Raw genomic sequence first — 26,811 nt, forward strand, 5'->3', positions numbered from 1 at the left:
GCGGGCCCGACTGGGGTGGTCAGGACGTCAGCGCCTCGACGCGCCGCATGACCTCGCGGCAGAACTCCCCCACGCCGTCCGGGTCGTCGATGAACTGGTTCGGCTTGACGCAGAAGGTCGTGAAGCCCTGCTCCCTCTGCTCCGGGATCACGGAGAGCGCCGCGCCGAGGTCCGCCGGTGACCGGTCGTCGGGGAACACGGCCCGGGTGCCGCCGATCATCTCCAGCTCCGCGATGTCCCGCCCGGCCGTCGACATCGCCTCCTTGAGCCCTTGCAGGTCCTCGGGCGTGGGCCGGCCGAGCGGGTGGAAGCCGTGGCCGTGGTCGACGAGGCGGCGCAGGACCGGGCCGCGCAGGCGCTGTCCGCCGAACCACAGCCGGGGGCCGTCGGGGCGGTGGGCCTTGGGCTCGAAGTAGACGTCCCGGAAGGGGTAGTGGGGTCCGTCGTGGGAGAGCGGCGACGGGCCCCAGGCCTTCGCCCAGATCTCCAGGTGCTCGTCGAGGAGCCGCCCGCGGCGGGCGAACGGCACACCGAGGGCGTCGTACTCGTCCTTGCTCCAGCTCACCGTGGGCTGTACGACCAGACGGCCCTCGCTGATCAGGTCCAGGGTGCCGAGTTCGCGGGCGAGCAGCAGGGGGTGACGCAGCGGGGCGAGGACGGCCGCGGCGGCCAGGCGCAGCCGGGAGGTGACGGAGGCGATGGCGGCGAGCAGCAGCAAGGAGTTCGGCCAGGGGGTGTAGGGGTCCTGGTTGCCCGGCAGGGCGTAGTCGCGGGGGTTGCCCATGATGCCGGCGGCCGCCGCGTCGGGGCCGAGGACGATGTGCTCGCTGACCATGACCGCGTCGAAACCGGCGTCCTCGGCCTCGCGGGCCCAGCGGACGGCGAGGGGCAGATCGGCCCGGCCGCCGGTGAGGGTCCAGTTCTCGCTGAGGACGAGGAGCATGCGGGGAGGGCTGGGCATGACGGGTTCTTCCTTTCGGCTTCGTACAATTTGAGTCCGAACGATCGGGCGACGGGGTTGAGCCGCCCGTGTGTGACGCGTCGCGACCGCACCGAGGCGGTCGCGACCAGACGAAGGAGCCGCTCGTGCCGGGGCACCGATCCATCACCGAAGCCGAGAAGCTCGCCGCGGCGAAGCTGGGCGGCATTCCGATCCGCCGGGAGCAGATGGCGGCGGTGGCGAACATCTACCGGGCGGCGTCCGCCGTGCGGCAGCACCTGGAGAACTCCGTGCTGCGCGGTTCGGACCTGACCTGGACGGCTTTCGTGGTGCTGTGGGTGGTCTGGGTGTGGGGCGAGTCGGAGACCCGGCACGTGGCCGAGGAGGCGGGGATCTCCAAGGGCACGCTCACGGGTGTGGTGCGCACGCTGGAGTCCCGGGGCCTGCTGCGGCGGGACGGCCATCCGAGCGACGGGCGCCTGGTGCTGCTGAGCCTCACGGCCGAGGGCGAGGAGTTCATGGCGCGGGTGTTCCCGGCCTTCAACGAGGAGGAGGCCTTCGTCACCGCCGGGCTCAGCGACGCCGAGTGCCGCAGCCTCGCCGAGGGGCTGCGCAGCGTGGTGCTCCAGGTGGAGGAGCACGGCGAGGAGCGGCGGCAGTCCCTGCTGGGCGGCGCCGAACCCGCCCCGCGGCGCAGCGGCCGACGGCCCCGGGCCTGAGCATCGCTGCGGCCTCACCGGGTCGCGGCCCGCACGAGCGCGTCGAACAGGCCCTGCTGGGCCGGATCCTCGCGTGCGGTGTCCTCCGGGTGCCACTGGACGGCCGTGAACCAGCCGGGGGCGCCGGGGAGTTCGAGCGCCTCGATGGTGCCGTCGGCCGCCCGGGCCGTGACGCGCAGGCCCGCTCCCGGGCGGTCGACGCGCTGGTGGTGGTAGCAGGACGCGTCGGTCTTCTCGGCGCCCGAGGCCCGGGCGACGAGCGAGCCGGGTTCCAGGGTGACGGGGTGCACGAGGTGCCGGTGTACGCGCTCGGGGCCGCCCATGTCCTGCTCCAGGGTGCCGCCGAGGGCGACGTTGACGACCTGGAGGCCCCGGCAGACGGCGAGCAGGGGCAGCCCCCACTCCAGGGCGTGCCGGGCGACGTCGAGGTCGAAGCCGTCCTGGAGGGTGTCGACGTCGTAGACGGTGTCGTGGGTGCCGGTGGCGCCGTAGCGGGAAGGGGCGAGGTCGCCGCCGCCGGGGAGCAGGACGCCGTCGAAGCGGGCGAGCCGGGTGGCCGTGCCGCTGTCCGCCGGATGGATGCTCGCGGGTTCGCCACCCGCCCGCCACACGGCCTCGATCAAGGCGCGGGCGTTGACCTCGGCGGCGTACCGGAGGGCTGAGGCCGTGGCGGACAAGCGCGCGGGGATCGCGATCAGTGGGCGGGTCACAGCTGGATCCAGGTGGTCTTGAGCTCGGTGTACTTCTCCAGCGCGTGGGCGGACTTGTCGCGGCCGTTGCCCGACTGCTTCATGCCGCCGAAGGGCACGGTGAGGTCGCCCTCCTCGTAGCAGTTGACCCAGACCGTTCCGGCCTTCAGGGCGCGCGACACCCGGAGGGCGGTGGACAGGTCGGAGGTCCACAGGCCGGCCGCGAGGCCGTACTCGGTGGCGTTGGCCAGGCGGACCGCCTCGTCGAGGTCGTCGAAGGCGAGCACGGACAGGACGGGGCCGAAGATCTCCTCCCGGGCCAGTCGCGAGCCGGGGTCCACGCGGTCGAAGACGGTGGGTTCGAGGTAGGTCCCGCCCGTCTCGGCGAGGACGCGGTCGCCGCCCGTGCGCAGACGGGCGCCCTCGTCGAGGCCGTGGCGGATGTGGTCGCGTACGCGGTCCAGGTGAGCCCGGCCGACGAGGGCGCCCATCTCCGTCTGCGGGTCGAGCGGGTCGCCCACCCTCAGTTCACCGGCCCGCCGGACCACGGCCTCGGTGACCCGCTCGGCGATCGAGGAGTGTACGAGGAGCCGGGAGGGCGCGGTGCACATCTCGCCCTGGTTGAAGAAGATGCCCCAGGCGGCGGTGGCGGCGGCCTTCTCCAGGTCGGGGGCGTCGGGCAGGACGATGTTGGGCGACTTGCCGCCGAGTTCCAGCCAGACGCGCTTGAGGTTGGAGTCGGCGGCGTAGCGCAGGAAGTGGCGGCCGACGGCGGTGGAGCCGGTGAACGCCAGGACGTCGACGTCCGGGTGGAGGCCGAGGGCGCGGCCCGCTGTCGGGCCGTCGCCGGTGACGACGTTGAGGACACCGGGCGGGAGGCCGGCCTCGGTGGCCAGACGCCCGAGGAGCAGGGCGGAGAGCGGGGAGTTCTCCGAGGGCTTGAGGACGACCGTGCAGCCGGCCGCCAGGGCCGGGGCCACCTTCCAGCCGGCCAGGGTCAGCGGGAAGTTCCAGGGGACCACCGCCCCCACCACCCCCGCGGGTTCCCTGGTGACCAGGGCGAGGGCGTCCGGGGCGGTGTGCGGGGACTCGTCGGCCAGCTTGTCCGCGAGCTGGCCGTACCAGCGGAAGGTGGTGATGACGGCGCGCAGTTCGATGCCGTAGGCGTCCGCGATCGGTTTGCCCATCTCCAGGCTGACCGTGAGGGCGAGTTCCTCGCGCCGTTCCTGAAGCAGGTCGGCGAGGCGGAGCAGGGCCCGGCCGCGCTCGGCGGGTGCCAGGCGCGGCCACGGGCCGGTGTCGAAGGCCCGCCGGGCGGCGGCGACGGCCGCGTCCACCTCGGCGGCGCCGCCGTCCGCGATCTCGGCGAGGACCCGTCCGTCGCGTGGGGAGACGACCGGGAACGTGGCCCCTCCCCCGGCCTCGTCGGTGCCGTCGATGTGATGGGCACCGGGGGGCTGGAACGCCTTGGCGCGGCGCAGCCACTCGTCGTGGGGGACGGCCGGCATGAGGGATCCTCCTTTGATCTCAAACGATATGGGCGGGGCGGTGCCCGGACGCCGTGACGGGGGCGGCCGTGCTCGCGGTCAGCCGTCGGCAGCCACGACGCCCCTCCCTCGCACCCGTGCGGCGACCAGCCCGAGTCCCATGACGACCGGGACGGACAGCGTGAGCCACAGGGCGGTGGTGCGTTCGCCGCCGATGAGGGTGGTGAAGTTGGCCAGGATGACCCAGATCGCTCCGGCGATGCCGAGCGCGCCCAGGGAGGGTGCGATCAGCGTGGTCCAGGGGCGGGTGTCCAGGCGGGTGCGGCGGAAGAAGACGACGACGGACACCGAGGTGAGCAGGTACAGCAGCATCATCGCCAGGACGGCGACGCCGCTGAACCAGGAGAACAGGGTCAGCACCGGGTCCTTGCCGGCCAGCGCGAAGGGCACCACCAGCAAGGCGGCCAGGGCCGTCTGGACGCAGCCGGCGGTCCAGGGCGCGTGACGGCGGTTGAGCCGGCACATCCGCAGCGGCAGCAGCCGGTCGCGGCCGAGGGAGAACAGGTAGCGGTTGGCCGAGTTGTGGAAGGTGAGAATGCCCGCGAAGAGGGACGTGGCGAGCAGGACCGGCAGCACATCGCCCACCCAGCCTCCGAAGTCCGCCGCGATGGGCGCGAAGACGAACCCGGCGCCGTCTCCGCCCTCCAGGGCCTTGCCCGCGGCCGCGGTGGCCTTCGAGGCGCCGTAGGAGGAGATCAGCATCCAGGAGACCAGGGTGAAGAAGCCCGTGACGACGGCGACCGCGAGGTAGGTGGCCCGCGGCACCGTCTTCCTGGGCTCGCGTGCCTCCTCGCCGTAGATGGCGGTGGCCTCGAAGCCGAACATGGAGGCGACGGCGAACATCACGGCCACGCCCGGGGCGCCGTCCAGGGCGGCGGACGGGGAGAAGCTGCCGGCGAGGCCGAGCCCCTCGGGGCCGCCGCCCTTGAAGAGGGTGACCAGGGCGAAGACCGACAGGATGCTGAACTCGGCGAGGACGAAGACGGCGAGCACCTTGGCGCCCATCTCGACACCGGCCGCCCCGAGCGCCTGCACGACGGCCATGGTGACCAGCGTCCAGACCCACCACGGCAGGTCGAGGCCGGTGTGGCTCGCGACGAGGCCGCTCACGATGGCGCCGTAGAGGCCGTACATCGCGGCCTGGATGGTGCAGTAGGCGAAGAGGGCGAGGCCCGCGCTGCCGGTTCCGGTGGTGCGGCCGAGGCCCTTGCCGATGTAGGTGTAGAAGGCGCCCGCGTCCACCACGTGGCGGCCCATGGCGACGAACCCCACCGAGAACAGCAGGATCACCAGGCCCGCCACCAGATAGGCGGCGGGCACCCCGGGGCCGTTGCCGAGGGCCACGGCGATGGGGGCCGCGCCGGCGATGGCGGTCAGCGGGGCCTGGGCGGACAGGACGAAGAAGAGGATGCCCAGGACGCCGAGGGCGTTGGGCTTGAGCGTGCCTGCGGTGGGCGCGTCCGGTTCCGCCGTGTGCCGGGAGACCGTCTGACTGTCCACTCGGATCACCTGCCAGAGGGGAGGAAGGATCGTTTCAGGCCAAACGAGTTGCCTCATCGTGGTGCGGAACTATCCGTTTGGCAAGGGGTGCGGGACGAGGAATTCCGGCGCCGCGGGACGACAGGGCCGCAGCGGGTCAGGCTCCGTCGCCGGGCCGCTCGGCGAGCAGCCTCAGCACCGAGCGCAGCTCGTCCAGGGCCTCGTCGATGACCTCGCGCTCACCGAAGACCAGTTGGTGCAGGACGAGTCCCTCCAGGGTGGCGAACACCATCCGGGACAGGCCCTCGCCGACCGGGCCGGGCAGCATCTGGGTGAGCTCACGCCGGGTCGCGTCGAAGTACTCGTCGTACAGGGACCGCAGGTGGGCCAGGAGCTCGGGGCGGCGCCGGGCTTCCAGGAGCAGTTCGTACTGGAACGCCTGGCGGTCCGGCCCGGACTCCACCATGTCCGTCAGCCCCACCGAGAAGTCGGCGGCCCTGCCGGTGCCCGGTTCGAGGGCGCTGCTGCTCAGGGAGGAGCGGATGGCGTGGGCCACGGCCTCCTCGATCAGGGCGTCGCGCGAGCCGAAGTGGTGCACGACCAGGCCGTGGGTGACGCCGGCCTCCTCCGCGACGGCCCGGTAGGTGAGCCGGCGCAGCCCGCCCCGGGCCACGACCCGCACGGCGGCCTCCAGCAGGGCCTCACGGCCCGTGCCGTAGTTCACGCGCTTGCGGGGGCGGCGCCCGGCGGGCTCGGTCATGCCCGTGACCCTACCCGGGCGGTCCTGCGCGACGGCGGGCCGGCCGGGGAGCACGTCGGCACCACCGCTCCCGGACCGCGCGTCAGCGGCGCGGCGGCCGGATGCCACGGAACTCCCAGTCGCCGCCGAGGGCGGTCGAGAGGACCTCCTCCGATTCGGTGGGCTGGGCGCCCACGTCCGTGCGGATGGCGGTCGGCCCGGTGACGATGTGGTTGGTGAGCCGTCCGAGGCCCTCGACCTCCACCTCCACGACGTCGCCCGGCCGGACGGGCCGCGAGTTGGCGGGCGTGCCGGACAGCAGGACGTCCCCGGGGTACAGGGTGATGGTGCGGGCGATGTCGGCGACGAGGTAGTGCATGTCCCAGGTCATCTCGTCGGTCGAGCCGTCCTGCACCACCTCCCCGTTGACGTAGGTCCGCAGCCGCTTGCCGTGGAAGTCCCAGTCGGTGACCAGGCCGGGGCCGAGCGGGCAGAGGGTGTCGGAACCCTTGACCCGGAGCATCGACCCGGCGTCGGTGTCGCGGAAGTCGTGCAGCCCGTAGTCGTTGGCGACGGTGTACCCGGCGATGTACTCCCCCGCCTCGGCCGGCGCGATGTTCCGCGCGGTCCTCCCGATGACGATGGCGACCTCCCCCTCGTAGTTGAGCCACTTGCAGCCCTCGGGGCGGACGACGGCGCCCCGGTGGGCGTTGAGCGCGGAGGTCGGCTTGTGGAAGTAGGTGGGGGTGCCGGGAAGCCCGATGCCGAACTCGTCCACCCTGCTGCGGTGGTTGAGGTGAACGGCGATGACCTTGGACGGCACGACGGGCGGCAGGTGCCGCGCTTCGTCGGCCTTCACCCGGCGGCCGTCCCCGGCGACGAGTTCGTCACCGTCGGCGGTGACCTGGACGGCGGCGCCGTCGAGGAGGATGCGGCGGTACTCAGGCATGGGCGGACTCCTGCGCGGTGGGGTGGTCTGCGGTCCAGCCGCCCGCGGGGCGGTCGAACCAGAGGTGGGCCTGGCCGGTGCCGACGGAGTTCTCGTAGTCGCCGTACTGACGGGCCCGGGCGACACAGCGCCGCCCGCCGAGGGCGCCGGCCATCATCAGGTAGTGGAAGAACTTCGCCTCGGGCTTGAACTTCCAGAACTCGTCCATCGTGTCGAGGACCTTGTCGTGCCGCCCCTCCTTGAACCAGGCGATGCGTTCGTAGTCCGCTGCACGGGCCTCGGGGGTGCGGATGTGCACCGGGTCGCTCGCCTCGTGGTCGCGCAGTTCGCGCAGGGGCCAGAAGGTGTGCGAGAGGGCGCCGGAGGCGATGACCAGGACGCGTCGCCCGGGGGTCGCGGCGATCCCGTCGGCGAGGGCCCGCCCGAGCCGCAGATGATCCTCCATGTCGCCGGTCTGGCAGACCCCGATGGTGACCCACCGCTTGTCGGGCAAACCCTCCCCCAGGTACTTCCAGAGGTTGAGGGTGGCGTAGTAGACGGGCAGGTACGCGTCGTCGATCGGGGTGATCCAGGTGCCGTGCTTGTCGGCGAAGGCGGCCACGTTGTGGGCGAGTTCGGGGTCTCCGGGGAAGTCGTAGGGCATCCTGCACATGCCGCGCGGCAGTTCCTCGGAGGTGAACAGCCCGGCGCGGCGCGCTTGCGCGGTCACGACGAACTCGACGGTGGTCGCCCAGTGCGAGTCCAGGACGACGACGGTGTCGTAATCGGTGGCGGCATCCCGCTCGAAGACGTCCCGGCGCAGCTCCCGCAACCCGGTGACGAGGGTGATCTCCTTGCCCTCGTTGAGCTCCAGCCGGTCGGCCTCGGGCAGCACGATGGTGGGCACGTGGGCGAGCAGCCCGGCCCCGACGATCTCACCCATGGTCCTGGTTCCATCCCTTCGGGGCGGTGACGGTGTTCTTCAGGTCGCAGTAGAAGTCGAAGCTCCAGGTCCCGCCCTCGCGCCCGACCCCGGACTGCCGGGAGCCGCCGAAGGGTGCCTGGAGGTCGCGCACGAAGAAGCAGTTGACCCAGACGGTGCCGGCGACGAGCCGGGCGGTGACCCGCTCCGCCCGCTCCCGGTCGCCGGTCGCGACGGTGGCGGCCAGCCCGAACCGGGTGTCGTTGGCGAGCCGTACGGCCTCGTCCTCGCCGGTGAAGGTCTGCAGGGTCAGGACCGGCCCGAAGACCTCCTCCTGCACGATCTCCGCGTCCTGGGCGACGTCGGTGAGCAGGGTCGGCGCGTAGTACTGCCCTTCGTTGCGATGCCCGCCGATGACCGCTCGCGCCCCCTGCGCGAGGGCCCGCCGCACGAAGCCGTCGATCTTCTCCAGCTGACGGGGGTGGATGTTGGGCCCGATGTCGGTGCTCTCCTCACGCGGGTCGCCCTGCCGCAGAGCCGTGGCCTTCTCGACGAACCGGCGGGTGAACTCTTCGGCGACCGGCTCCTCGACGAGCAGCCGGGTGGCCGCCAGGCAGACCTGCCCGGCGTTGTCGTACTGCTCCACGGCGAGGTCGACGGCCAGGTCGAGGTCGGCGTCGGCGAACACCAGCAGGGGTGACTTGCCGCCGAGTTCGAGGCTGAGGGGCGTGAGGTTCGCGGCGGCCGACCCGGCGATGCGCCGGGCCGTCGGTACGGATCCGGTGAAGCTGATGCGGCGCACGTCGGGGTGGGAGGTGAGGGCGTCGCCGATCTCGGAGCCGTACCCCTGGACGACGTTGAGGACACCGGCGGGCAGTCCGGCCTCCGCGGCGATGTCGGCCAGCAGGGAGGCGGTCAGCGGCGACCACTCGGCGGGCTTGAGGACGACGGTGTCACCGGCGGCGAGGGCGGGGGCGACCTTCCAGGTGGCCAGCATCAGCGGCGCGTTCCACGGGGTGATCAGCACACAGGGCCCGGCCGGGTCCCAGCTGACGTGGTTGGTGTGGCCGCGGGTGTCGAAGTCCTCGTGGCCGAGCCCGAGCAGCCAGTCCGCGAAGAACCGGAAGTTGTGGGCGACACGGGGCATGACGCCCCGCCGGTGGGAGCGGAGCAGGGCGCCGTTGTCCGTGGTCTCGACGATCGCCAGTTCTTCGATCCGCTTCTCGACCCCGTCGGCGATGGCGTGCAGGATGCGGGCACGTTCGGCCCGGGAGGTGGCGGCCCAGCCGGGAAACGCGTCCCGTGCGGCGGCGACAGCGGCTTCGGCCTCGGCCGGCCCGCCCCGGGCGATCTCGCCGAGGGCACTTCCATCGATCGGAGAGTGATCGGTGAACGTACTGGTGGAGGCAACGCGCCTGCCACCGATCCAGTGCCGCGTATCGACGGACACTCCGGCAACGGTGATGTTCTCAGACATAAGAAGAGTTCCATTCAACGAGGGCCTACTGCATGTCCTCAGGGGCGCGGGGAACTGCGCGGCAAACCACACACAACCCGCACCCGCCCACAGACCTCACTCGGCAGACGCTCCGGACGTACCACTCTCCAGCAGCCGCCCCCCGTCCCAAACCACCCCGACCTGCCGGTAATACGCAGCGATCGGCTCCCGCACCTCCAGCCGCGCCAACTCCTCCGTCGGCGCCTCGAACAGCTCCAACTCCGCGTCCCCCACCCACGCCTGACCACCCTCGAAGGACGCGGCCCCGGACTCGATCAACTCGTCGAGAGCCAGCCCCTTGCCCTTCTCGATCGACGGCAGCCACCGGTGATGAGCCATGGGATGCGCATTGACGAACCCGCCGCTCCCGGACGGCTCCCGCAGCGTCACCACGGCTTGAGCAATACGCCGATCCGCAGCCGCCAGGGTCGCCCCGAACCGCGCCCCCGCCTCGATCCGCGGAGCGGGCCCGTAGGGATGCGGCCGCGTCTGGTGAATGGAGCCGAGCTTCTTCGGATACCCCTGGTGCAGCCCCCGCGCGATGGCGAAGTCCTTGTCCACCCAGATGTAGACGCACCGCGAGTACGTCCGCCCCCGGAACCGGCACCGGACCACCGCGAAAGCCTCCTTGTACTGCGCCCGCACGGGATCCAGCAGCTCCTCCCCCGAAGCCGAGCACGACTGCCAGTCGGCCCAGATCAGGGCGACGGCCCCCGGATCCTCGTCCGCCGGCTCCAGGGGCTCGGGCAGCAGTTCGCGCACGCGCGCGGGATCCGTCCGGTACTCGACGGTGAGCAGGTCACCGGAGTACCGCCAGGGCGGGGAGGGGACGAGCGACGACGCGCCCGTCGCCGTCTTGGGGTGGAAGTATCCACGAAGTCCGGTCACGAGAGGGCTCCTTGCGCGGTGAGGAAGGGCTGCTTCAGCAGGTCGGCGCGGTATCGGGCGGCGGCCCGCGCCGCGGAGGGTCCCCCGAGGGCGACGACACCGACCAGCAGCCCGTCGCGGTGGTAGCCGACCAGAACATCCCCCGCGAGGTCACCGTCCAGGATGCGGACGTCACCGAGACCCAGGCCGGGCGCACCGAAGGACTGCAACCGGAAGTCGTGCTGGTCGCTCCAGAAGGTCGGCAGAGGCGCGAAGGGCGGCAGGCCGGTGTCACCGTCCACCAGCACCTTCGCCGCGTGCTTGGCCGAGTCGGTCGGCACGGACCAGTGCTCGACCCGCCGGGGCACCCCGTCGTAGCGGGCGTTGGGGAAGCGGGCGATGTCGCCGACCGCGACGACGTCGGGCCGGCCGCCGACCCGCAGGTGCTCGTCGGTGAGCACGCCGTCGCCCAGCTCGAGCCCGTTGCCGTCGAGCCACTCGGTGTTGGCGACCGACCCGACGGACTCCACTACCACGTCGGCGGGCAGTACGGACCCGTCACCGAGCACGACACCGGTGACGTGGTCCCCGCCCTCGAACCCGGCCACACCCGCACCGAGCACGAAGCGGACCCCTTGCCGCTCGTGCCGCCGACGCAGTTCCCGCGCGAGCAGTTCCCCGAGCGGCCCGGTCATCGGCAACGGCAGCGGATCGATCACGGTCACCTCGGCCGCGCCGAGCCCGGCCGCCGTGGCGGCCACCTCGCAGCCGATGAACCCGCCGCCGACCACGACGACCCGCACACCCGGCCGGATCAGCTCGTCCCGCAGCGCCTGGGCGTCGTCGATGGTCCGGACCGTGTGGCGGCCGGCCAGGGGACCGGGGCAGCGCAGCCGGCGGGGCCGCATCCCGGTGGCGACGACCAGACCGGCGTAGGAGAGCACGGAGCCGTCGTCGAGCGCGACGGTCCGCCCGGCGAGCCGGGCGGAGACGATTCTCGTGCCGAGCCGCCACTCCACATCCTTCGTGGAAGCCTTCGGGGTGAAGGCCAGGGAGTCGAAGGCCGCCTTGCCAGCGAGGACCTCCTTCGACAGCGGGGGCCGGTTGTACGGCGGGTGCGGCTCGTCGCCGATCACCGTGATCCCGCCGGTCCAGCCGGCGGCGCGCAGCTGCTCGGCGGCGCGCAGCCCGCCCAGAGAAGCGCCGGCGACGACGATGCGCCCGCTCATCTCAGTCCTCGACCCGGATGGCCTGCAGCGGGCAGACGTCCGCGGCCTCCTCGACCTCGTCGCGCAGGGCGTCGTCGGGGTCGGGGACGTAGGCCAGGCGGCCGTCGTCGTCCATCCGGAAGACGTCCGGGGCCGAGAAGACGCACTGGCCGTGGTCTTGGCACTTGTTCATGTCGACGACGACCTTCATGGCCGGTCCTCCTGAATGTGAGGGCGTCGAAGCGGAAGGAAAGGGGGCCCGGCCGGAAGGGCCGGGCCCCGGCCAACGGGGTGCGGTAGAACGCGCCCCGAACTCGTTTGGCTTCAAACAAGGTAGGCAGGGGCAGGGGTCTGGTCAAGAGCTATCCGGATGGATAAATTCTTGCTCCGGCCCTCTTGCGGGGCCCCGCACCCACCCCTACCGTTTGGCATCAAACAAGCACCGGGCGGTCCTGGCTCCGCCGCGCCCGGAGGCTCGCTCTCACGCCACCCGCCTCCCCGGCCCCGCGTCCCGGAGGTGTCCCGACGTCCGCCCGAGGAGACAACGGTGAGCGCTCACGATTCTCAGGAAGTCCGCCGCCACATGGACCGGCTCGCCGCCGACGGCATCGACGTGGTCCGGGTGACCTATCCCGACCTGATCGGCACCGACCGGGCGCGCGACGTGCTGCTCGAGGAGCTGCCCCGGGCCTGTGAGCACGGCCTGGCGTTCTGCCGGGCCGTCTACCACACCAGCCCGCAGGGGGACGTGGTGCCGGTGACCGGCGGGCTGGACGCGGGACTGCCGGACATCTGTGTCCGCCCGGACCTCGGCACGCTGGTGCCGCTGCCCTGGGAGCCGGGAGTGGCGGCCTGCCTGGGCGAGGTCGTCGACCCGGCGACCGGCGCACCCGCGCCCGAGTCGCCCCGCGATCTGCTGCGGTCCGTCCTCGCCCGCTGTGCCGAACACGGCCTGCGGCCGGTGGTCGGGCCGGAGCTGGAGTACTTCCTGTGCGAGCCGGGCCCGTCCGGCGGCTGGCGCCGCTACGCCCCGGAGCCCGGGGTCGTCTACACCGCCGGCCTGCGGGCCGACCCGGACAACCATCTGCTGCGCACCCTGCGCCACATGCGCGATCTGAAGGTCGGGGCGATCAGCGGCAACCACGAGTTCGACGGCGGCCAGATCGAGATCAACCTGGCCCACTCGGAGGCCGTGTCGGCCGCCGACCGTTCCTTCCGCTTCAAGGCCGCGATCAAGGAACTGGCCCGCAGGGAAGGCCGGCTGGCCACCTTCATGGCCAAGCCCTTCAACGACGCCGGCGGCTCCGGTTTCCACCTCCACCTCTCGTGCGACGACGCGGAGGGCCGCAACACCTTCGACGACCCGTCGGGCGCGTACGGCCTGTCCGCGACCGCCCGGCACGCCGTCGCCGGCGTGCTCGCCCACGCGCCCGCCCTGGCCGCGCTGCTCAACCCCACGGTCAACTCCTACAAACGCTTCGGCCCGGACACCCTCGCGCCGTGGCTGATCGACTGGGGGCTGGACAACCGCAGCGCCATGGTGCGCATCCCGCCCGAGCGCGGCACCGGCGCCCGGCTCGAACTGCGCCTCGGCGACGCGAGCGCCAACCCCTACCTGGCGATCGCCGGTACGACGGCAGCCGCGTTGCTGGGCGTGCTGGCCGGTGAGGAACCGCCCGCCCCGCTGGAGGGCTACGGCTACGACACCGCCCGCTCCGCCATCCTGCCGCAGACCCTGTCCGCCGCGCTGGACGCCCTGGAGGCGGACACCGCCCTGACCGATCTGCTCGGCAAGGGATTCACCACGTCCTTCCTCTCCTACAAGCGCGACGAGGTCGAACGCTTCCACCGGCACGTCACGGACTGGGAGTTCACCGAGTACGCGTACCACCTGTGACGCCCCCTGTGACGCCGAGGAGCTGCCGATGACCACCGAGACCCCGACCGACGCCGTACGCGAGCCGATGCCCCTTGCGGACGTCAACCTCGCCGACCTGGACCGCTTCACCGACGGTGTCACGCCCTGGCGGATGTTCCACACCCTGCGCCACGAGGACCCGGTGCACTGGCAGCCCGAGCAGGCGCCCAACTCCGGCTTCTGGGCGCTGACCCGGCACGAGGACATCGTGCGGGTCGACCGCGACGCGGAGACGTTCACGTCGACGAAATTCGTCAACCTGGAGGAGGTCGACGACGACCAGATCAAGAAGCGCGCCTCGATCCTGGAACTGGACGGGGTGCGGCACCGCGCCCTGCGCAGCCTGATCCAGCGGCAGTTCGGCGCGAACGTGATCGGCGGCTACACCGACTTCCTGAGGGGGCTGACCGCGAGGACCCTCGACGCCGCCCTCGCCAAGGGCCGCTTCGACTTCGTCGAGGACGTCTCGGCGGACTTCCCCATCAACGTGCTCGCCCGGCTGCTGGACGTGCCGCCGGAGGACAACCAGCGGCTCATCGACTGGGGCAACCGCATCATCGGTCACACCGACCCCGACTACGCGGACGTGCTGCTGCACAGTGAGGAGAGCGAGCGCTACCGCGATCTGCCCTTCCGCTCCCCCGCCTCGCTGGAGGTCTTCGAGTACGGCCGCGAGCTGGCCCGGCAGCGGCGGGGCGGTGACGGCACGGACCTGGTCTCCCGGCTGGTCAACACCACGCCCCGGGACGGAGTCCCGCTGTCCCCGCAGGACTTCGACAACTACTTCCTGCTGCTGGTCGTCGCCGGCAACGAGACCACCCGGCACACCATCTCCCACTCGATGCTGGCCCTCCTCCAGCATCCCGGGCAGCTGGCCCGCCTCCGGGAGGACCCCTCGCTGATCCCGGTCGCGGTCGAGGAGTTCCTGCGCTGGGCCTCCCCCGTCTACCACTTCCGCCGCACCGCCACGCGCGATGTCGTGCTGGGCGGCAAGCAGGTGAAGGAGGGCGACAAGGTCGTGATGTGGTTCGCCTCCGGCAACCGCGACGAGGAGGTCTTCGGCAACCCCTACGACTTCGACGTCACGCGCCGCGACAACGACCACGTCACCTTCGGCAAGGGCAGCCCTCACCTGTGCCTGGGCAACCTGCTGGCCCGCACCGAGATCCGCATCATGTTCGAGGAACTGATCCCGCGCCTGGCGGACATCCGGCTGGCCGGTGACGTACCGCGCGTGCGCTCCAACTTCGTCAACGGCATCAAGAAGCTGCCGGTGGAGGTCACCCTCGCCTGACGCCCGCGATCACCATCCGAGTTGCGGTTCGCCCAGGACCTCGCTGCCGATGTGCGCGGCGAGTTTCCGGGCGCGGGGCAGGTCGCCGAACTTGGTCACATGCACGAAGACGGTGTGCTCCTCGGTCCAGCGGCCCTGCTGGGCCCGGTCACCGTGGAAGGCGACCTGGACCCCGTCGTACGGGGGCGATCCGAAGTGGCCCGCCGCCAGGTCGTCCGGCCATCTTCCGTGCCATTCGATGGCGGCCGCACCCCGGCCGAGGGCTGCCGCGAAGTCCTTCACCACCCTTCCCGGGGCGACCTCCTCGATGATGTCGAGCGGCAGGTGCGCCTCCAGCGCCGCGTCGTCCGCCGTCGTCACGTCGAGGTCGAACACGACTTGCCTGCCGGTCACCGGATCGGTGCGGGCCGGGACGCGCTCGAAGGCGCCGCGGGGAAGGAGCGCGGCCATCCGCCGCACCTCCCCGGCCGTGCGCAGCTCCGCGGTGAGCCACACCTCGTCCTCCCGCTCCAGCAGCGCGCACAGACGCCTGGCCTGCGTGTATGCCATGCTCGCGTCATTGGTGCGGAGAACGGGGTACGCCGTGGAGTTGCCCATGAGCCGTACCGTCACACGTCCTGGCGCAGGCCGCCATCGGTTTTCTCCGGGGCCGCCCGGGTGCGCGGCAGCCGGACCGTCCGTGCGACGTGCTCCTCGTGCGGGTACGAAAGGTCGGGGCGGCACGGCTGTCCCGGATGTGCGTCGCCCGGCGGTCGGCGGGACGCTGGTGAGGTCAGCGGTCACGCCTCCCTAGGAGATCGTCATGGACACCGCCACCCTGGAAGAGATGCGGACCACGCTGAGGGGGCCGGTGATCGGCCCGCGGGATGCCGGGTACGACCAGGCACGCAAGATCTACAACGCGATGATCGACAAACGGCCCGCCGCCCTGGTGCCCTGCGCGGACGCCGCGGACGTGATGGCCGCGGTCACCTACGTCCGCGACCACGGCCTGGAACTCGCCGTGCGGGGCGGCGGTCACAGCGGCCCCGGCCTGTGCCTCGTGGACGACGGCGTCACGGTCGACCTGTCGCCGATGCGCTGGGTGCGGGTCGACCCGGAGGCGCGGACCGCCGAGGCCGGCGGCGGCAGCCATCTCGGCGACCTCGACCACGCCACCCAGGCCTTCGGCCTGGCCACTCCCACCGGCATCATCTCCATGACGGGCCTCGGGGGCCTGACGCTCGGCGGCGGTCACGGCTACCTCACCCGCAGGTTCGGGCTGACCGTGGACAACCTGATCGCCGCCGACGTGGTGCTGGCGGACGGCAGCTTCGTCACCGCGAGCGAGACCGAGCACCCGGACCTGTTCTGGGCCCTGCGGGGCGGGGGCGGCAACTTCGGCATCGCGACCTCCCTCACCTACCGGCTGCACCCGGTGGGCACGGTCGGGGCCGGGGTGACGGTCTGGCCCGTCGAGAGCACGCGCGAAGTGCTGGCCTGGTACCGCGAGTTCCTCCCCGCCGCCCCCGAGGACGTGTACGGCTTCTTCGCCGTCCTCGTCGTCCCGCCCGGCCCGCCCTTCCCCGAGGAACTCCACGGGCGGAAGGTGTGCGGCGTCGTCTGGTGCTGCACGAGTGATCCGGCCCTGCTCGACGACACGCTGTCGGTGGTGAACGCCCCCGGCCGGCCCGCCTTCCACTTCACGACGCCGATGCCGTACGACGCGTTGCAGAGCATGTTCGACGAGCTGATCCCCACCGGCTACCAGTGGTACTGGCGAGGCGACTTCTTCGACCACATCCCCGACGCCGCACTGGACGTGCACCTCGAGTACGGCCGGAACATCCCGACACCGCTCTCGCTGATGCACCTCTACCCCATCGACGGAGCCGCCCACCGGGTCGGCCCGGACGACACCGCGTGGAACTACCGGGACGCCCTCTGGTCCGGCGTCTTCGCCGGCGTCGACCCCGACCCGGCCAACGCCGGGACGATCAGGCAGTGGTGCGTGGAGTACCAGGAGGCGCTGCACCCGTACTCGATGGGCGGCTCCTACGTGAACTTCATGGGCTCGGACGAGGGCGAGGAACGGGTCCGGGCCACGTACCGGGACCACTACGACAGGCTCGCCCGGATCAAGCGGACCTACGACCCGGACAACTTCTTCCACGCCAACCAGAACATCCGGCCCGCGCCCGGGTGATGAGCACCGGCCGCCGCCCGGGGCGCCGTGCCCGCCCGGCCCCGTCCGCGGTGTCCCGGGCGGGACGCCAGGGGTCGCCTGGGGCTGCGGGCGGGGCTTCGGGCCTGCGCCTGGGCCTGGATCTCTGGGTGCGCGGGGGTGACGCCGCGTCAGTGGTGGGCGTGCACCACGGCGTGGCCCCGGCCGCGGCCGATCATCCACCGGTTGACCGGGGTGGTGATCAGGAAGGCGACGGCGAAACCGCCGAGGAGCGCGGCCCAGAACAGGCCCTCCGACAGATGGGCGTCCACCGCGCCCGGCGTGAGCGCGATGATCGCGTTGTCCACGAGTTCCATGACCGCGATGGAGACCGTGTCCGCGGCGAGGGCGACCCGGATCGCCGCCCTGAGGCCGAGACCGGCCCGCAGGACCGCGAACAGGGTGAAGGAGTAGCCGAAGAGGAACGCGAGTCCGATCGCCGACACCATGGTGGGCACGTTGCCCCACCCCAGCGCCGTACCGATCACCATGCCCAGGATCTCACCGATGGCGCACCCGGTCAGGCAGTGCAACGTCGCCTTCACGGCGGTCCCCCAGGACGCCGGCGCATGCGGTTGCTTCTCGGGTTCGTGAGCGGTGTGGTCCATGACCGGAACTATATACCCCCTGGGGGTATATATGCGAGAGGTCGGGGCGGGCTCACGGGGCGGGTCGCCCGGCGACGAGGCACCACCCGGAGGGCGGCCGGGTGATCGACTTAGAGTGGTCGCCATGACGACACACCCCGTCCCGCCCACGGAGCCGTCCCGAGCGGCTCAGGCCTACCTCTCCGACCTGTTCTCGCTTCAGGGCCGGGTCGCGGTCGTCACCGGCGGCAGTTCCGGCATCGGCCGCGGCATCACCGACGCCCTCGCCCGCGCCGGGGCGAGCGTGGTGGTCGTGGCACGTGGCGAGGCGCGACTGACCGCCACCGCCGAGGAACTGACGGCCCTCGGCTGCCGTGTCGCGTGGGTCAGCGCGGATCTGAGCACCCGCGAGGGTGTGCGGACGGCCGCCGAGCGGGCGGTCGAGGCGTTCGGGGAGCCCGACATCCTCGTCAACAGCGCCGGGATCAACCTGCGCCCGCCGATGGACGAACTCGGCGAGGACGTCTGGGACGCCACCATGGCTGTCAACCTGGAGGCGCCGTTCCTGCTCGGGCAGCGCTTCGGCCCCCGGATGGCGGAGCGCGGATACGGGCGGATCATCCACATCAGCTCGCAGCAGGCGCACCGCGCGTTCGTCCACAGCGGCGCATACGGAGCCTCCAAGGGCGGACTGGAGGCGCTGGCCCGCTCCCAGGCCGAGGCGTGGTCCCCGCGCGGGGTCACCTGCAACCTGCTCGTGCCGGGCTTCGTCATGACACCGCTGAACGCACGGCTGTCGTCGGACCCGGCGAAGGTGACGGCCCTCGCCGCCCGCACGATGATCGGGCGGAACGGGCTCGCCGAGGACTTCGCGGGCGCGGCGGTCTTCCTGGCAAGCGCGGCGTCCGCCTACGTCACCGGGCAGTCGCTGTTCGTCGACGGCGGACTGTCCGTCCACTGAACCCTTCCTCCGCCGCCCCGCTGAACCCTCCCTCCTCCGTCCGCCGAATCCCCCGAACGGCGAACAGCGACGGGCGACGGCCCGTGCTCGGTGTCACGCTGGGCGCACAGGACCCTCGGAAGGGATACATCGCCATGATCACGACGGAGTACGTCCCCGGTTCCCCCTGCTGGCTCGACCTGGGCGCTCCGGACGTCCGGGCCGCCGCCGGCTTCTACGGAGCCGTCCTCGGGTGGGACTACGAGCCCATGGGCGAGAGCGAGGACTTCGAGGGCGGGATGTTCAAGAAGGACGGCAAGACCGTCGCGGGGCTCGGCAAGCTCACCGAGGAGGGCGCGCGATCGGCCTGGATGATCTACTACAGCGTTTCCGACCTGGACGCCACGACGGAGGCCGTGCGACAGGCGGGCGGCACCGTGCGGGTCGCACCGATGGACCTCGACGACTGGGGCCGGATGGCCCAGTACAGCGACCCGCTGGGCGGCCAGTTCGCCGCCTGGCAGCCGGGCACGAACAAGGGCCTGGAGCTGGTGGACCAGCCGGGCTCACTGTCGTGGACCGAGCTGTACACGACCGACGCCGCGGGCGCGCGGGAGTTCTACGGCTCCCTTTTCGGCTGGCAGTACAGCGACATGCCGCTGCCGGGCGGCGCGGGCGTGTACACCCTGATCACCCCCGCGGGTCTCTCCGAGGACCGGATGCACGGCGGGCTCATGCAGGTGGGCAAGGACGACCTGGCGCTGGCCGGCGGGCGGCCGTACTGGCACCCGGTCTTCGCCGTCGAGGACTGCGACGCAGCGGTGGCCCAGGTCACCGCGCACGGCGGCAGCGTGCAGATGGGTCCGGCCGACATGGAGGGCGTCGGCCGGCTCGCGGTCTGCCTCGACCCGGCGAACGCGGACTTCGTGGTGCTCGCCCCGTCCGAGGGCTGAACCCGGGGTCGCGAGCGCCCGCCCCGGCTCCCGCCCGGCCGGGTGACCGTCGAGCCCGGCCACGCCCCCCGACCACCGCCGAAATCCTTCTTGCATATGATGCGCAAATGCGTGAGTACAGCATCAGGGAAGCCACGGCGGCCGACATCGACGGGGCCCGGGCGGTGATGCTCGACGCCGTGTACCGCGACTTCGGCACGGGCTACGTGCCGCGCTGGCACGCCGACATCATCGATCCGGTGCCGTTCTACGTCACTCCGGCCCGGCACACCCTGCTGGTCGCCGTGGACGAGCACGACGGGACGGTGGCGGCCACGGCGGCACTGGACGCGCGCGGACCGGCCCACCCGCCGAACCCCGGCTGGCTGGCCGAGCGGTTCCCCTCGGGCGAGACGGCGCAGCTGAGGCGGGTGTACGTGCGCCCCGAGCACCGGCGGCGCGGGCTGGCCCGGCAACTGGTGGACCGTCTCCTTGACTTCGCCCGGACCGACGGCGGCTACCGGTCCGTCTACCTGCACACCTACCCGGACTCCCCCGCTGCGATGGGGCTGTGGAAGGCGCTGGGCAAGGTGCTGTGCGACGAGCGCGAGGAGATGCCCGGCGGGGGCAGCGGTGTGGTGCACTTCGAACTACCGCTCGCTTAACGAAAATGGTATTCATATACATCATGAGAATCCCCCGCCGCCGGCTCGCCGCCGGTCTGCTGCTCCTGCCGCTGCTCTCCGGCTGTTTCGCGTCCTCCGGTGACGGCACCGCCGAGACCTCGAACTCCTCCGGCTCCGAGGACGGCGGCCGGCTGCGCGTGGCCCTGGCCTTCCCGCCGACGCAGAACTACTCGCCGTACGGGTACGACGCCTACAACCTGTCCCGGCTGGGTGTCGCCGAGGGGCTGACCCGCCTGGACGCCAACGGCACCGCGGTACCCGCGCTCGCCGAGTCCTGGAGCAGCGAGAAGGGCGGCGAGAGCTGGCTGTTCACCCTCCGGGAGGCGTCGTTCCAGGACGGCGAGGACGTCACCGCCGCCGCCGTCGCCGCCGCTCTCACCCACGCCGCCGCGGCGAAGCCGGCACCCACCGCGATATCCGGCGTGAAGCTGACCGCCGAGGCCGCCGGGGAGAACCGGGTGCGGGTCTCCACCGGCGGAACCGACCCGGTGCTTCCGCTGCGGCTGACCAATCCCAGCCTCGCGGTGTTCTCTCCGAAGGCCTACGGGAAGAAGGGCGTGGTGAACGCGGTCGGCACCGCCACCGGCCCCTTCGAGCTCACCGAGGTCGCCGGTGACCGGTCGGCCACGCTGAACCGTTTCGACGGCTACTGGGGAGGCCGGGCCCAGGCCTCGGGCATCGACGTCAGGTACGTCTCCGACGGCACGGCCCGCGCCAACGCCCTGCGCACCGGGGACGTCGACATCGCCGAGGCGGTCCCCGTCGCCCAGGCCGCCTCCCTGGGCAAGGGCACGGTCCATGAATCGAACACCGCCCGCAACGCCAGCCTGTACCTCAACACCGCTTCCGGTGCCTTCACGAACGCCGGACTGCGGGCCGCCGCGCGTGAGGCGGTCGACGGTGCGACCGTCGCCAAGGGTGTCTACGAGGGGTCGGCCGAACCCGCGCAGGGCCTCTACGGTCCGGCCCTGACCTGGGCCGCCGGCAAGCGCCTGAAGCCGTCCGGGCGGGCCGCGGCGGCCGACCCCGACGGCAAGAGCATCACCATCGCCGGCTACAACGACCGGCCCGAACTCGCGGAGGCCGCACAGGTGCTGCAACAGCAACTGGAGAAGGCCGGGTTCGAGGTGAAGCTGGAGGTGCGGACCTACGCGCGTCTCGAAGGGGACCTGCTGGAGGGGAAGTTCGACGCCGCCGTCGTCGCCCGCAACATGATGACGGACACCGGCGACCCGGTCACCGTGCTCGACAGCGACTTCACCTGCGACGGTTCCTACAACCTGGCGTTCCTGTGCGACCGGGACGTCGACCGGCTCGTCGCCACCGCCCGGGCCGAGTCCGACCCCGAGAAGCGGCAGGAGGCCGCCATGCAGGCGGAGGCGGCGATCCTGGGTACCGACGCGGTGATTCCGCTGGTGCATCTGAAGGCCGTCACAGGGGTCCGGACATCCGTGCAGGGAGCCCGACTCGACCCGTACGAGCGGGAGCTCGTCGGCGTGGGGACCCGGCCCTGAACACCAAGACCCCCCTCCCGATCCGGGCTCTGACCGCCCTGCGCGCTCTCGCGAGGGGCGGTGCCCCGACGCTGGTGTGGCGGGCCGTGCTCACGGCCGCCCTGGTGGGAGCGATCGGCCTGCTGCCGTGGCTGTCGCGCACCGACCCGGCGCTGACCGTCCTCAAGGCCCGCTCCGCCGACCGTGATCCGACACCGGAGACCCTGCACGCGATCCGCGCCGAACTCGGCCTGGACGACGGGCCATGGGTCCTGCTCGGCCGCTGGCTGGGCGGCCTGCTGCACGCCGACGCGGGCTCGTCCTGGGTGTCCGGCGCCCCGGTGCTGCCGGGTGTCGTGCAGGCACTCGGCGTGTCACTGCTGCTGATGTGCGGGGCCCTGGTGGTCGCCGGGGGCACGACCGCCGCCGTCTGCGCCCCCACCCTCCGGCTCGGCGCGCGAGGCCGGCTCGGTGCGCGCCGTCCCGGCGGGACGGTGACGGCCGTCCTGGCCTCGCTGCCCGAGTTCCTGGTCGCCTCGGTGCTGGCCTCGGTGATCGCCGTGCAGCTGGGCTGGCTGCCCGCGCTGGGCTGGTACGGCCCGCAGTGGATGGTGCTGCCCTCGCTCGCCCTCGGCCTGCCCGCCGGGGCGGTCCTGGGCCGGATGCTGGACGACCTGCTGCCCGGCGCGTTCGCGGAACCCTGGGCCCGGGCGGCCGCGGCACGCGGCATCCCGCCGAGGTCGCTGGCCCGGCAGGCGGTGCGTCGCTGCGTGCCCGGACTGCTGCCGAACCTGGGTCTGTTCGTGATCGGGCTGACCGGCGGATCGGTCGCCGTCGAGCAGATCTTCGACATCCCCGGCCTCGGCCGGCTGACCCTGCACGCCGCGCTCGCCCAGGATCTGCCCGCCCTGCAGAGCGGCACTCTCGCCCTCGTCCTGCTCGCGGCGGCAGCGGGGCTCCTCGCCCGGGCCGCCGCCCGGCTGCTGATCGGACCGGCGCTGCGGGACGGCGCCCTGCAGTCTCTGCACCGGCCCCGGCCCCCCGCGCCCCGGACGCTCCCGCTGCTCTACGGGGGGCTGCTGGCCGCAGTCATCGGAGCCGGGCTCCCCCGCGACCCGCTCGCCCTGGACACGCTCGCCCGGCTGCGAGCGCCCTCCGCCGAGCACCCCTTCGGCACGGACGCGCTCGGCCGGGACGTCCTCGCCCGGATCTCCCACGGCGCGGTGACCACCCTCGGCACCGCCCTCGTGGTGAGCGCCGCCGCCCTCGTCGCCGGACTGCTGCTGGGGCTGCTGCCGAGGGTGTCCGGGCCGCTGGCCGACACACTCAGTGCCGTACCGCCCGTACTGGCCGGGCTGCTCGTCACCGGCATCGCGGGGAGCGGCCCCTGGACGCCCGCGCTCGCCGTGGCCGTCGTCGCCTGGTCCCCGCTCGCCGCGCACACCTCCTCCCTGCTGCGGCAGGAACGTGCGACGACCCATCTGGCCGCCACCCGGGCACTGGGCGCCGGCCGCTGGTACCTGCTCCGGCACGAACTGCTGCCCGCCGTCGTGCCCCCGGTCACCCGGCACGCCCTGCTCCGGCTCCCGGGCGTCGCGCTCAGCCTCGCCGCGCTCGGCTTCCTCGGCCTGGGCGCCCAGCCGCCCTCCCCCGAATGGGGCCTGCTGCTCGCCGAGAACCAGCCCTACGCCGAACGGGCCCCGTGGTCCGTCCTCTTCCCTGCCGCCGTCCTCGCCCTGCTCGGGGCACTCGCGGTGACGGCCGCGGGCGGGGTACGGCTGCCCCGGCGGCGCACCCGGCCGGCGGACCCGGCCCCGCCGCCCGTGGAGCACAGCGTGCCGGCCCCGCGACGGCACCCGGATCGCCCCGACGCCCTCCTGACGCCCGTGTCCGCCTCACAGACAGACGAACGATGACCGATCCCGTCTCCCGGGTGCCGGCCCGCAAGGCCGCCCCTGCGATCCGCACCGAAGGCCGCGACAGCACCTGGCGGCTCGTCAAGCAACTGTCACCGCTGCTGCGACTTCTGACCTTCACTCAGCTCGCCTTCAACATCGGCTTCTACGCCGTCCTGCCGTTCCTCGCCGAGCACCTCGGCACCGCGATCGGCATGGCGGGGTGGCTGGTCGGGTTCGTGCTCGGGCTGCGCACCTTCAGCCAGCAGGGGCTGTTCGTGGTCGGCGGCTGGCTCGTCGACCGGTTCGGGGTGCGGCCGGTCGTGCTGGCGGGCTGCGTGCTGCGGATCGCAGGGTTCGCCTGGCTCGGTTACGCGGACACGAGCGGGGCCGTCATCGGTGCGGTGCTGGTGATCGGTTTCGCCGCGGCGCTCTTCTCCCCCGCCGTGGAGTCCGAGGTGGCCCGCCAGGCGGTCGGATGGGAGGAGGACGGGCACGGCCCGCGCACCCGGGTCCTCGCCCTGTTCAGCGTGGCGGGCCAGGCGGGGGCCTTCGTGGGGCCGTTGCTCGGCGCGCTGCTGCTCGCCGTCGACTTCCGCACCGCGTGTCTGGCCGGTGCCGGAGTCTTCGTGCTCGTCCTCGCCGGGCACCTGTGGCTGATGCCGCAGCACATCCCCGGCCGGATCCGCGTCCGAGCGCGGGGCGGCGTCCGCGCCCTGCTGCGCGACCGCCGCTTCCTCGCCCTGTGCTGTGCGTACGGGACCTATCTGCTCGCCTACAACCAGCTGTACCTGGCCCTGCCGGACGAGGTGCAGCGCGCCGCGGGGTCCCAAGCGCCGTTGTCCTGGCTCTTCGCGCTGTCCTCGGTGCTGGTGGTGTTCACCCAGCTGCCGGTGACCCGCTGGGCGGGCGACCGGCTGGATCTGCGCCGCTCCATGGCCGCGGGGCTGCTGCTGATCGCGTCCGGTTTCGCGGTGGTGGCCGCGGCCCGGCCCGCCGGCTGGACGGGCCCGGCCGGACTGATCCCGGCCGCGGGCTTCGTGATCTTGCTCACCGTGGGGCAGATGCTGGTCGTGCCCGCCGCCCGCGCCTGGGTGCCCGACCTCGCCGAGGAGGGCCGGCTCGGGCTCTACACGGGTGCGTTGTCGTCCGTCTCCGGCCTGATCGTCCTGGCCGGCAGCGCGGCCACCGGTTTCCTGCTCGACCTGGGCCTGCCGGCCGCCGTGCCGTGGCTGGTCCTGGCGGCCGTACCGGCCCTGGCGGTGGCCCTGTTGCCGCACCGGGAGAAGGGGGCGGGCGCGGCGCTCTGACACCTCACCGGTCTTCCGCGGCAACCGGGCGCCGGGAGTGTCACCCCGGCGGGCGACTGTTTCACTCCGGGATGTCCGCGCCGGGCCCGTCCGAGGACACCGCCGGGGAGATCGGCGGTCATGCCGCGCCAGTATCCTGGGTCGGCTGCGGCACCCCCACCAATCCCCGCCCGCAAGCGGGGAGTTCGGCCTGCGGCGACGACCTTCCCCTATGCGTGAGACGAGGACGAGTGCTGCTAGCGGGCCGCTACCGGCTGGATGTGGAGATCGGGCGCGGTGGAATGGGAGAGGTCTGGCGTGCGTACGACGAGACGCTCGCCAGAGCGGTGGCCCTCAAGCTGCTGCTGCCCCAGGACACCGACGCGACGGCGGCCTCCCGGTTCCGTCTGGAGGCTCAGACCGCCGGACGTCTCAACCACCCCAACGTGGTCGGCGTGCTGGACTTCGGGGAGTACGACAACCGGCTGTACCTGGTGATGGAGCTGGTCGAGGGCGACAGTCTCGCCGGGGTGCTGAACGGCTCCGGTGCGCTGCCCGCCGAGCGGGTGGCCCTGCTCGCCGCGCAGGCGTCCGCGGGGCTCGCCGCCGCGCACGCGCAGGGCATCGTGCACCGGGACGTCAAACCCGCCAACCTGCTGCTGGACGCGGCCGGCACGCTGAAGATCGGGGACTTCGGCATCGCGCGGTTCCTCGACGACCCCGGCGCCGCGCTCACCGCCACCGGCCAGATCATCGGCACCGGCCTCTACCTCGCGCCCGAGCGGGCCCTGGGCAAGCCGGCGGGGCCCGCCTCCGACATGTACTCCCTGGGCTGCGTGCTCTACCAGCTCCTCAGCGGACGCCCGCCGTTCGAGGCCGACACCGCCGTCGCCCTGCTCCACCAGCACCTCGACTCGGCTCCCGTGCCGCCTCGCGAGCTCGGTGTGGCCGGACTTCCGCCGGCGTTCGAGAACTATCTCCTCGGTCTGCTCGCCAAGCAGCCCGAGGACCGTCCCACCGCCCAGCAGGCCGCCGAGTGGTTCGCCCAGGGCGCCTGGCGGGGCCTGCCCGAGCCGCTGCCGGAGGTCGCGCCGCCACTGCGGCCGAGCACCGCCTCCGCGGCGATGACCGCCGGGCCGGGAGCGTACGCGACCTCCGAGACCGGCAGCCCGACCACGTACGCGCTGCCCGCCACCACGGGCCACCGCACCGCCGCCCGGGCGGCCCAGACGGGGCGTTCGGGCCGCTCGCGCGGACGCGGCGGTCACGGCAACCGGTCGAAGCTGGCCGCGACGGCAGCCGCCGCGGCACTCTTCATCGCCGCGATGCTCATCGGCATGCGCTGGTTCACGCCCGACACGACCGCGGAGGGCACGGAACCCGACGCGCCCCCGAGTGCGAGCAGCCCCGCCGCCGTGCCGTCCGCCGACTCCGCCACGCCCGGCTCCTCCGGTCCCCGGGCCGACCCGGCGGCCGGCCCGGGAGCGGCCGACACGCCCGCCACCGGCACCGTGGCCGATGTCACTCCGTCCACGCCGCCCCCTTCGCCGACCCCTCCCGCGCCCGCGCCGACCGCCGCGGCCCCGACGGAGGAAGCGGGCGACGGCGGCCCGCAGCAGCCGGATCCGGAGAAGCCGCTCCCCGCCGGGGGCGACGGGGAGGGCGACGACGGCGGGGACGACGGGGGCGAGGACTGACACGCCCCGGACCTCGCGCGAAGGGACCCCGCGCGGAGCACGTGGACCAGCCGGAGGATGCGCCGGTGTGCGAACGGGCGCCCCCTCACGCGCCCCTTGGGTGGCTTGTCATCGCCCTTATCCCGGCCTTATTGTCACCAGGCCTTGGTGAACGGGAAATCCGGTGTGATGCCGGTGCGGCCCTCGCCACTGTGAATCGGGAAGTCCGGCTCCAGCCCTCAGGGGCAGCCACTGGGTCCTTGTGACCCGGGAAGGCGGAGTCCGGGCGGTGGTACCCGTCAGCCAGGAGACCGGCCAAGGCACGTCAACCATCCACGAGGTGCTGGAGAGGGTCTGCTGAG

At 72.7% G+C, this 26,811-nt stretch carries 24 protein-coding genes and 1 riboswitch; of the genes, 11 read left to right on the top strand and 13 right to left on the bottom strand.

Going from position 1 to position 26,811, the window contains the following annotated elements:
• Window positions 1-19: 19 nt before the first annotated feature.
• Window positions 20-961, bottom strand: a complete 942-nt coding sequence (locus ADK65_RS27350) for an LLM class flavin-dependent oxidoreductase (RefSeq protein WP_053673620.1) — start codon at window positions 959-961, stop codon at window positions 20-22.
• A 125-nt stretch (window positions 962-1,086) separates the two neighbouring features.
• Here ADK65_RS27350 and ADK65_RS27355 point away from each other — a divergent pair, with 125 nt between their 5' ends.
• Window positions 1,087-1,659, top strand: coding sequence for a MarR family winged helix-turn-helix transcriptional regulator (locus ADK65_RS27355; protein WP_053673621.1), 573 nt, complete (start codon window positions 1,087-1,089; stop codon window positions 1,657-1,659).
• A gap of 14 nt (window positions 1,660-1,673) precedes the next feature.
• Here ADK65_RS27355 and ADK65_RS27360 read toward each other — a convergent pair whose 3' ends face one another.
• The 10 genes from ADK65_RS27360 to ADK65_RS27405 form a co-directional block, all read right to left on the bottom strand.
• Window positions 1,674-2,369, bottom strand: coding sequence for a gamma-glutamyl-gamma-aminobutyrate hydrolase family protein (locus tag ADK65_RS27360; protein ID WP_053673622.1), 696 nt, complete (start codon window positions 2,367-2,369; stop codon window positions 1,674-1,676).
• Complete coding sequence (locus tag ADK65_RS27365) at window positions 2,366-3,856, bottom strand: aldehyde dehydrogenase (protein ID WP_053673623.1); 1,491 nt, start codon at window positions 3,854-3,856, stop codon at window positions 2,366-2,368. The genes ADK65_RS27360 and ADK65_RS27365 overlap by 4 nt, the downstream gene beginning before the upstream one ends.
• Window positions 3,857-3,934: 78 nt before the next feature.
• Window positions 3,935-5,395 carry an APC family permease gene (locus ADK65_RS27370; RefSeq protein ID WP_053673624.1) on the bottom strand — a complete coding sequence of 487 codons (1,461 nt, stop codon included), beginning with the start codon at window positions 5,393-5,395 and terminating at the stop codon, window positions 3,935-3,937.
• A gap of 136 nt (window positions 5,396-5,531) precedes the next feature.
• Entirely contained in the window at window positions 5,532-6,134 is a 603-nt protein-coding gene (locus tag ADK65_RS27375) for a TetR/AcrR family transcriptional regulator (RefSeq protein ID WP_053673771.1), read from the bottom strand.
• A gap of 82 nt (window positions 6,135-6,216) precedes the next feature.
• Window positions 6,217-7,062: a fumarylacetoacetate hydrolase family protein gene (locus ADK65_RS27380; RefSeq protein ID WP_053673625.1), complete on the bottom strand. Its 846-nt coding sequence runs from the start codon at window positions 7,060-7,062 to the stop codon at window positions 6,217-6,219.
• The gene (locus ADK65_RS27385; protein WP_053673626.1) at window positions 7,055-7,984 is read right to left on the bottom strand and encodes a 3,4-dihydroxyphenylacetate 2,3-dioxygenase; all 930 of its coding nucleotides are present in this window, start codon (window positions 7,982-7,984) and stop codon (window positions 7,055-7,057) included. The genes ADK65_RS27380 and ADK65_RS27385 overlap by 8 nt, the downstream gene beginning before the upstream one ends.
• A complete protein-coding gene (locus ADK65_RS27390) occupies window positions 7,977-9,440 on the bottom strand; it encodes an aldehyde dehydrogenase (RefSeq protein ID WP_053673627.1) in 1,464 nt (487 codons plus the stop codon). The genes ADK65_RS27385 and ADK65_RS27390 overlap by 8 nt, the downstream gene beginning before the upstream one ends.
• A gap of 96 nt (window positions 9,441-9,536) precedes the next feature.
• On the bottom strand, window positions 9,537-10,349 hold the full coding sequence (locus ADK65_RS27395; protein ID WP_053673628.1) for an acetoacetate decarboxylase family protein: 813 nt from the start codon (window positions 10,347-10,349) through the stop codon (window positions 9,537-9,539).
• Complete coding sequence (locus ADK65_RS27400; RefSeq protein ID WP_053673629.1) at window positions 10,346-11,557, bottom strand: NAD(P)/FAD-dependent oxidoreductase; 1,212 nt, start codon at window positions 11,555-11,557, stop codon at window positions 10,346-10,348. The genes ADK65_RS27395 and ADK65_RS27400 overlap by 4 nt, the downstream gene beginning before the upstream one ends.
• A gap of 1 nt (window position 11,558) precedes the next feature.
• Window positions 11,559-11,747 carry a ferredoxin gene (locus ADK65_RS27405; protein WP_053673630.1) on the bottom strand — a complete coding sequence of 63 codons (189 nt, stop codon included), beginning with the start codon at window positions 11,745-11,747 and terminating at the stop codon, window positions 11,559-11,561.
• Between the two features lie 336 nt (window positions 11,748-12,083).
• On the opposite strand from ADK65_RS27405, the gene ADK65_RS27410 reads away from it, so the two are divergent.
• Both ADK65_RS27410 and ADK65_RS27415 read left to right on the top strand, forming a co-directional pair.
• Window positions 12,084-13,433, top strand: a complete 1,350-nt coding sequence (locus tag ADK65_RS27410; RefSeq protein WP_053673631.1) for a glutamine synthetase family protein — start codon at window positions 12,084-12,086, stop codon at window positions 13,431-13,433.
• A 28-nt stretch (window positions 13,434-13,461) separates the two neighbouring features.
• On the top strand, window positions 13,462-14,748 hold the full coding sequence (locus tag ADK65_RS27415; RefSeq protein WP_053673632.1) for a cytochrome P450: 1,287 nt from the start codon (window positions 13,462-13,464) through the stop codon (window positions 14,746-14,748).
• 9 nt (window positions 14,749-14,757) lie between these two features.
• On the opposite strand, the gene ADK65_RS27420 is transcribed toward ADK65_RS27415, so the two are convergent.
• Window positions 14,758-15,297 carry a hypothetical protein gene (locus ADK65_RS27420; RefSeq protein WP_234352972.1) on the bottom strand — a complete coding sequence of 180 codons (540 nt, stop codon included), beginning with the start codon at window positions 15,295-15,297 and terminating at the stop codon, window positions 14,758-14,760.
• Between the two features lie 253 nt (window positions 15,298-15,550).
• On the opposite strand from ADK65_RS27420, the gene ADK65_RS27425 reads away from it, so the two are divergent.
• The gene (locus tag ADK65_RS27425) at window positions 15,551-16,933 is read left to right on the top strand and encodes an FAD-binding oxidoreductase (RefSeq protein WP_053673633.1); all 1,383 of its coding nucleotides are present in this window, start codon (window positions 15,551-15,553) and stop codon (window positions 16,931-16,933) included.
• 149 nt (window positions 16,934-17,082) lie between these two features.
• On the opposite strand, the gene ADK65_RS27430 is transcribed toward ADK65_RS27425, so the two are convergent.
• Window positions 17,083-17,559 carry a DUF4396 domain-containing protein gene (locus ADK65_RS27430; protein WP_053673634.1) on the bottom strand — a complete coding sequence of 159 codons (477 nt, stop codon included), beginning with the start codon at window positions 17,557-17,559 and terminating at the stop codon, window positions 17,083-17,085.
• A 124-nt stretch (window positions 17,560-17,683) separates the two neighbouring features.
• Between ADK65_RS27430 and ADK65_RS27435 the strand changes: the two genes are divergently transcribed.
• The 7 genes from ADK65_RS27435 to ADK65_RS27465 all read left to right on the top strand — a co-directional run bounded on the left by ADK65_RS27435 (window position 17,684) and on the right by ADK65_RS27465 (window position 26,470).
• Window positions 17,684-18,499 (top strand): SDR family NAD(P)-dependent oxidoreductase, encoded by an 816-nt coding sequence (locus ADK65_RS27435; protein ID WP_053673635.1) that lies wholly within the window; start codon window positions 17,684-17,686, stop codon window positions 18,497-18,499.
• 134 nt (window positions 18,500-18,633) lie between these two features.
• Window positions 18,634-19,431 (top strand): VOC family protein, encoded by a 798-nt coding sequence (locus ADK65_RS27440; RefSeq protein ID WP_053673636.1) that lies wholly within the window; start codon window positions 18,634-18,636, stop codon window positions 19,429-19,431.
• A gap of 107 nt (window positions 19,432-19,538) precedes the next feature.
• Window positions 19,539-20,075: a GNAT family N-acetyltransferase gene (locus ADK65_RS27445; protein WP_053673637.1), complete on the top strand. Its 537-nt coding sequence runs from the start codon at window positions 19,539-19,541 to the stop codon at window positions 20,073-20,075.
• 23 nt (window positions 20,076-20,098) lie between these two features.
• Window positions 20,099-21,610 (top strand): ABC transporter substrate-binding protein, encoded by a 1,512-nt coding sequence (locus ADK65_RS27450; RefSeq protein ID WP_053673638.1) that lies wholly within the window; start codon window positions 20,099-20,101, stop codon window positions 21,608-21,610.
• A gap of 86 nt (window positions 21,611-21,696) precedes the next feature.
• Window positions 21,697-23,505, top strand: a complete 1,809-nt coding sequence (locus ADK65_RS27455) for an ABC transporter permease subunit (RefSeq protein ID WP_078956171.1) — start codon at window positions 21,697-21,699, stop codon at window positions 23,503-23,505.
• On the top strand, window positions 23,502-24,794 hold the full coding sequence (locus ADK65_RS27460; RefSeq protein WP_078956162.1) for an MDR family MFS transporter: 1,293 nt from the start codon (window positions 23,502-23,504) through the stop codon (window positions 24,792-24,794). The genes ADK65_RS27455 and ADK65_RS27460 overlap by 4 nt, the downstream gene beginning before the upstream one ends.
• A gap of 230 nt (window positions 24,795-25,024) precedes the next feature.
• Entirely contained in the window at window positions 25,025-26,470 is a 1,446-nt protein-coding gene (locus ADK65_RS27465; RefSeq protein WP_053673639.1) for a serine/threonine-protein kinase, read from the top strand.
• 128 nt (window positions 26,471-26,598) lie between these two features.
• Window positions 26,599-26,784: riboswitch (cobalamin riboswitch) on the top strand.
• Window positions 26,785-26,811: the final 27 nt, after the last annotated feature.

Origin of the sequence: Streptomyces sp. NRRL B-1140 (assembly GCF_001280065.1) — a bacterium.
Taxonomy (GTDB): domain Bacteria; phylum Actinomycetota; class Actinomycetes; order Streptomycetales; family Streptomycetaceae; genus Streptomyces.

Bases quoted from the DNA above. Each gene is read 5' to 3' on its own strand.
- ADK65_RS27405 (WP_053673630.1), bottom strand. From the start codon at position 11,747: ATGAAGGTCGTCGTCGACATGAACAAGTGCCAAGACCACGGCCAGTGC.
- ADK65_RS27380 (WP_053673625.1), bottom strand. From the start codon at position 7,062: ATGCCTGAGTACCGCCGCATCCTCCTCGACGGCGCCGCCGTCCAGGTC.
- ADK65_RS27435 (WP_053673635.1), top strand. From the start codon at position 17,684: ATGACGACACACCCCGTCCCGCCCACGGAGCCGTCCCGAGCGGCTCAG.
- ADK65_RS27375 (WP_053673771.1), bottom strand. From the start codon at position 6,134: ATGACCGAGCCCGCCGGGCGCCGCCCCCGCAAGCGCGTGAACTACGGC.
- ADK65_RS27400 (WP_053673629.1), bottom strand. From the start codon at position 11,557: ATGAGCGGGCGCATCGTCGTCGCCGGCGCTTCTCTGGGCGGGCTGCGC.
- ADK65_RS27450 (WP_053673638.1), top strand. From the start codon at position 20,099: ATGAGAATCCCCCGCCGCCGGCTCGCCGCCGGTCTGCTGCTCCTGCCG.
- ADK65_RS27460 (WP_078956162.1), top strand. From the start codon at position 23,502: ATGACCGATCCCGTCTCCCGGGTGCCGGCCCGCAAGGCCGCCCCTGCG.
- ADK65_RS27425 (WP_053673633.1), top strand. From the start codon at position 15,551: ATGGACACCGCCACCCTGGAAGAGATGCGGACCACGCTGAGGGGGCCG.
- ADK65_RS27445 (WP_053673637.1), top strand. From the start codon at position 19,539: ATGCGTGAGTACAGCATCAGGGAAGCCACGGCGGCCGACATCGACGGG.
- ADK65_RS27430 (WP_053673634.1), bottom strand. From the start codon at position 17,559: ATGGACCACACCGCTCACGAACCCGAGAAGCAACCGCATGCGCCGGCG.
- ADK65_RS27385 (WP_053673626.1), bottom strand. From the start codon at position 7,984: ATGGGTGAGATCGTCGGGGCCGGGCTGCTCGCCCACGTGCCCACCATC.
- ADK65_RS27350 (WP_053673620.1), bottom strand. From the start codon at position 961: ATGCCCAGCCCTCCCCGCATGCTCCTCGTCCTCAGCGAGAACTGGACC.
- ADK65_RS27420 (WP_234352972.1), bottom strand. From the start codon at position 15,297: ATGGCATACACGCAGGCCAGGCGTCTGTGCGCGCTGCTGGAGCGGGAG.
- ADK65_RS27440 (WP_053673636.1), top strand. From the start codon at position 18,634: ATGATCACGACGGAGTACGTCCCCGGTTCCCCCTGCTGGCTCGACCTG.
- ADK65_RS27365 (WP_053673623.1), bottom strand. From the start codon at position 3,856: ATGCCGGCCGTCCCCCACGACGAGTGGCTGCGCCGCGCCAAGGCGTTC.
- ADK65_RS27390 (WP_053673627.1), bottom strand. From the start codon at position 9,440: ATGTCTGAGAACATCACCGTTGCCGGAGTGTCCGTCGATACGCGGCAC.
- ADK65_RS27415 (WP_053673632.1), top strand. From the start codon at position 13,462: ATGACCACCGAGACCCCGACCGACGCCGTACGCGAGCCGATGCCCCTT.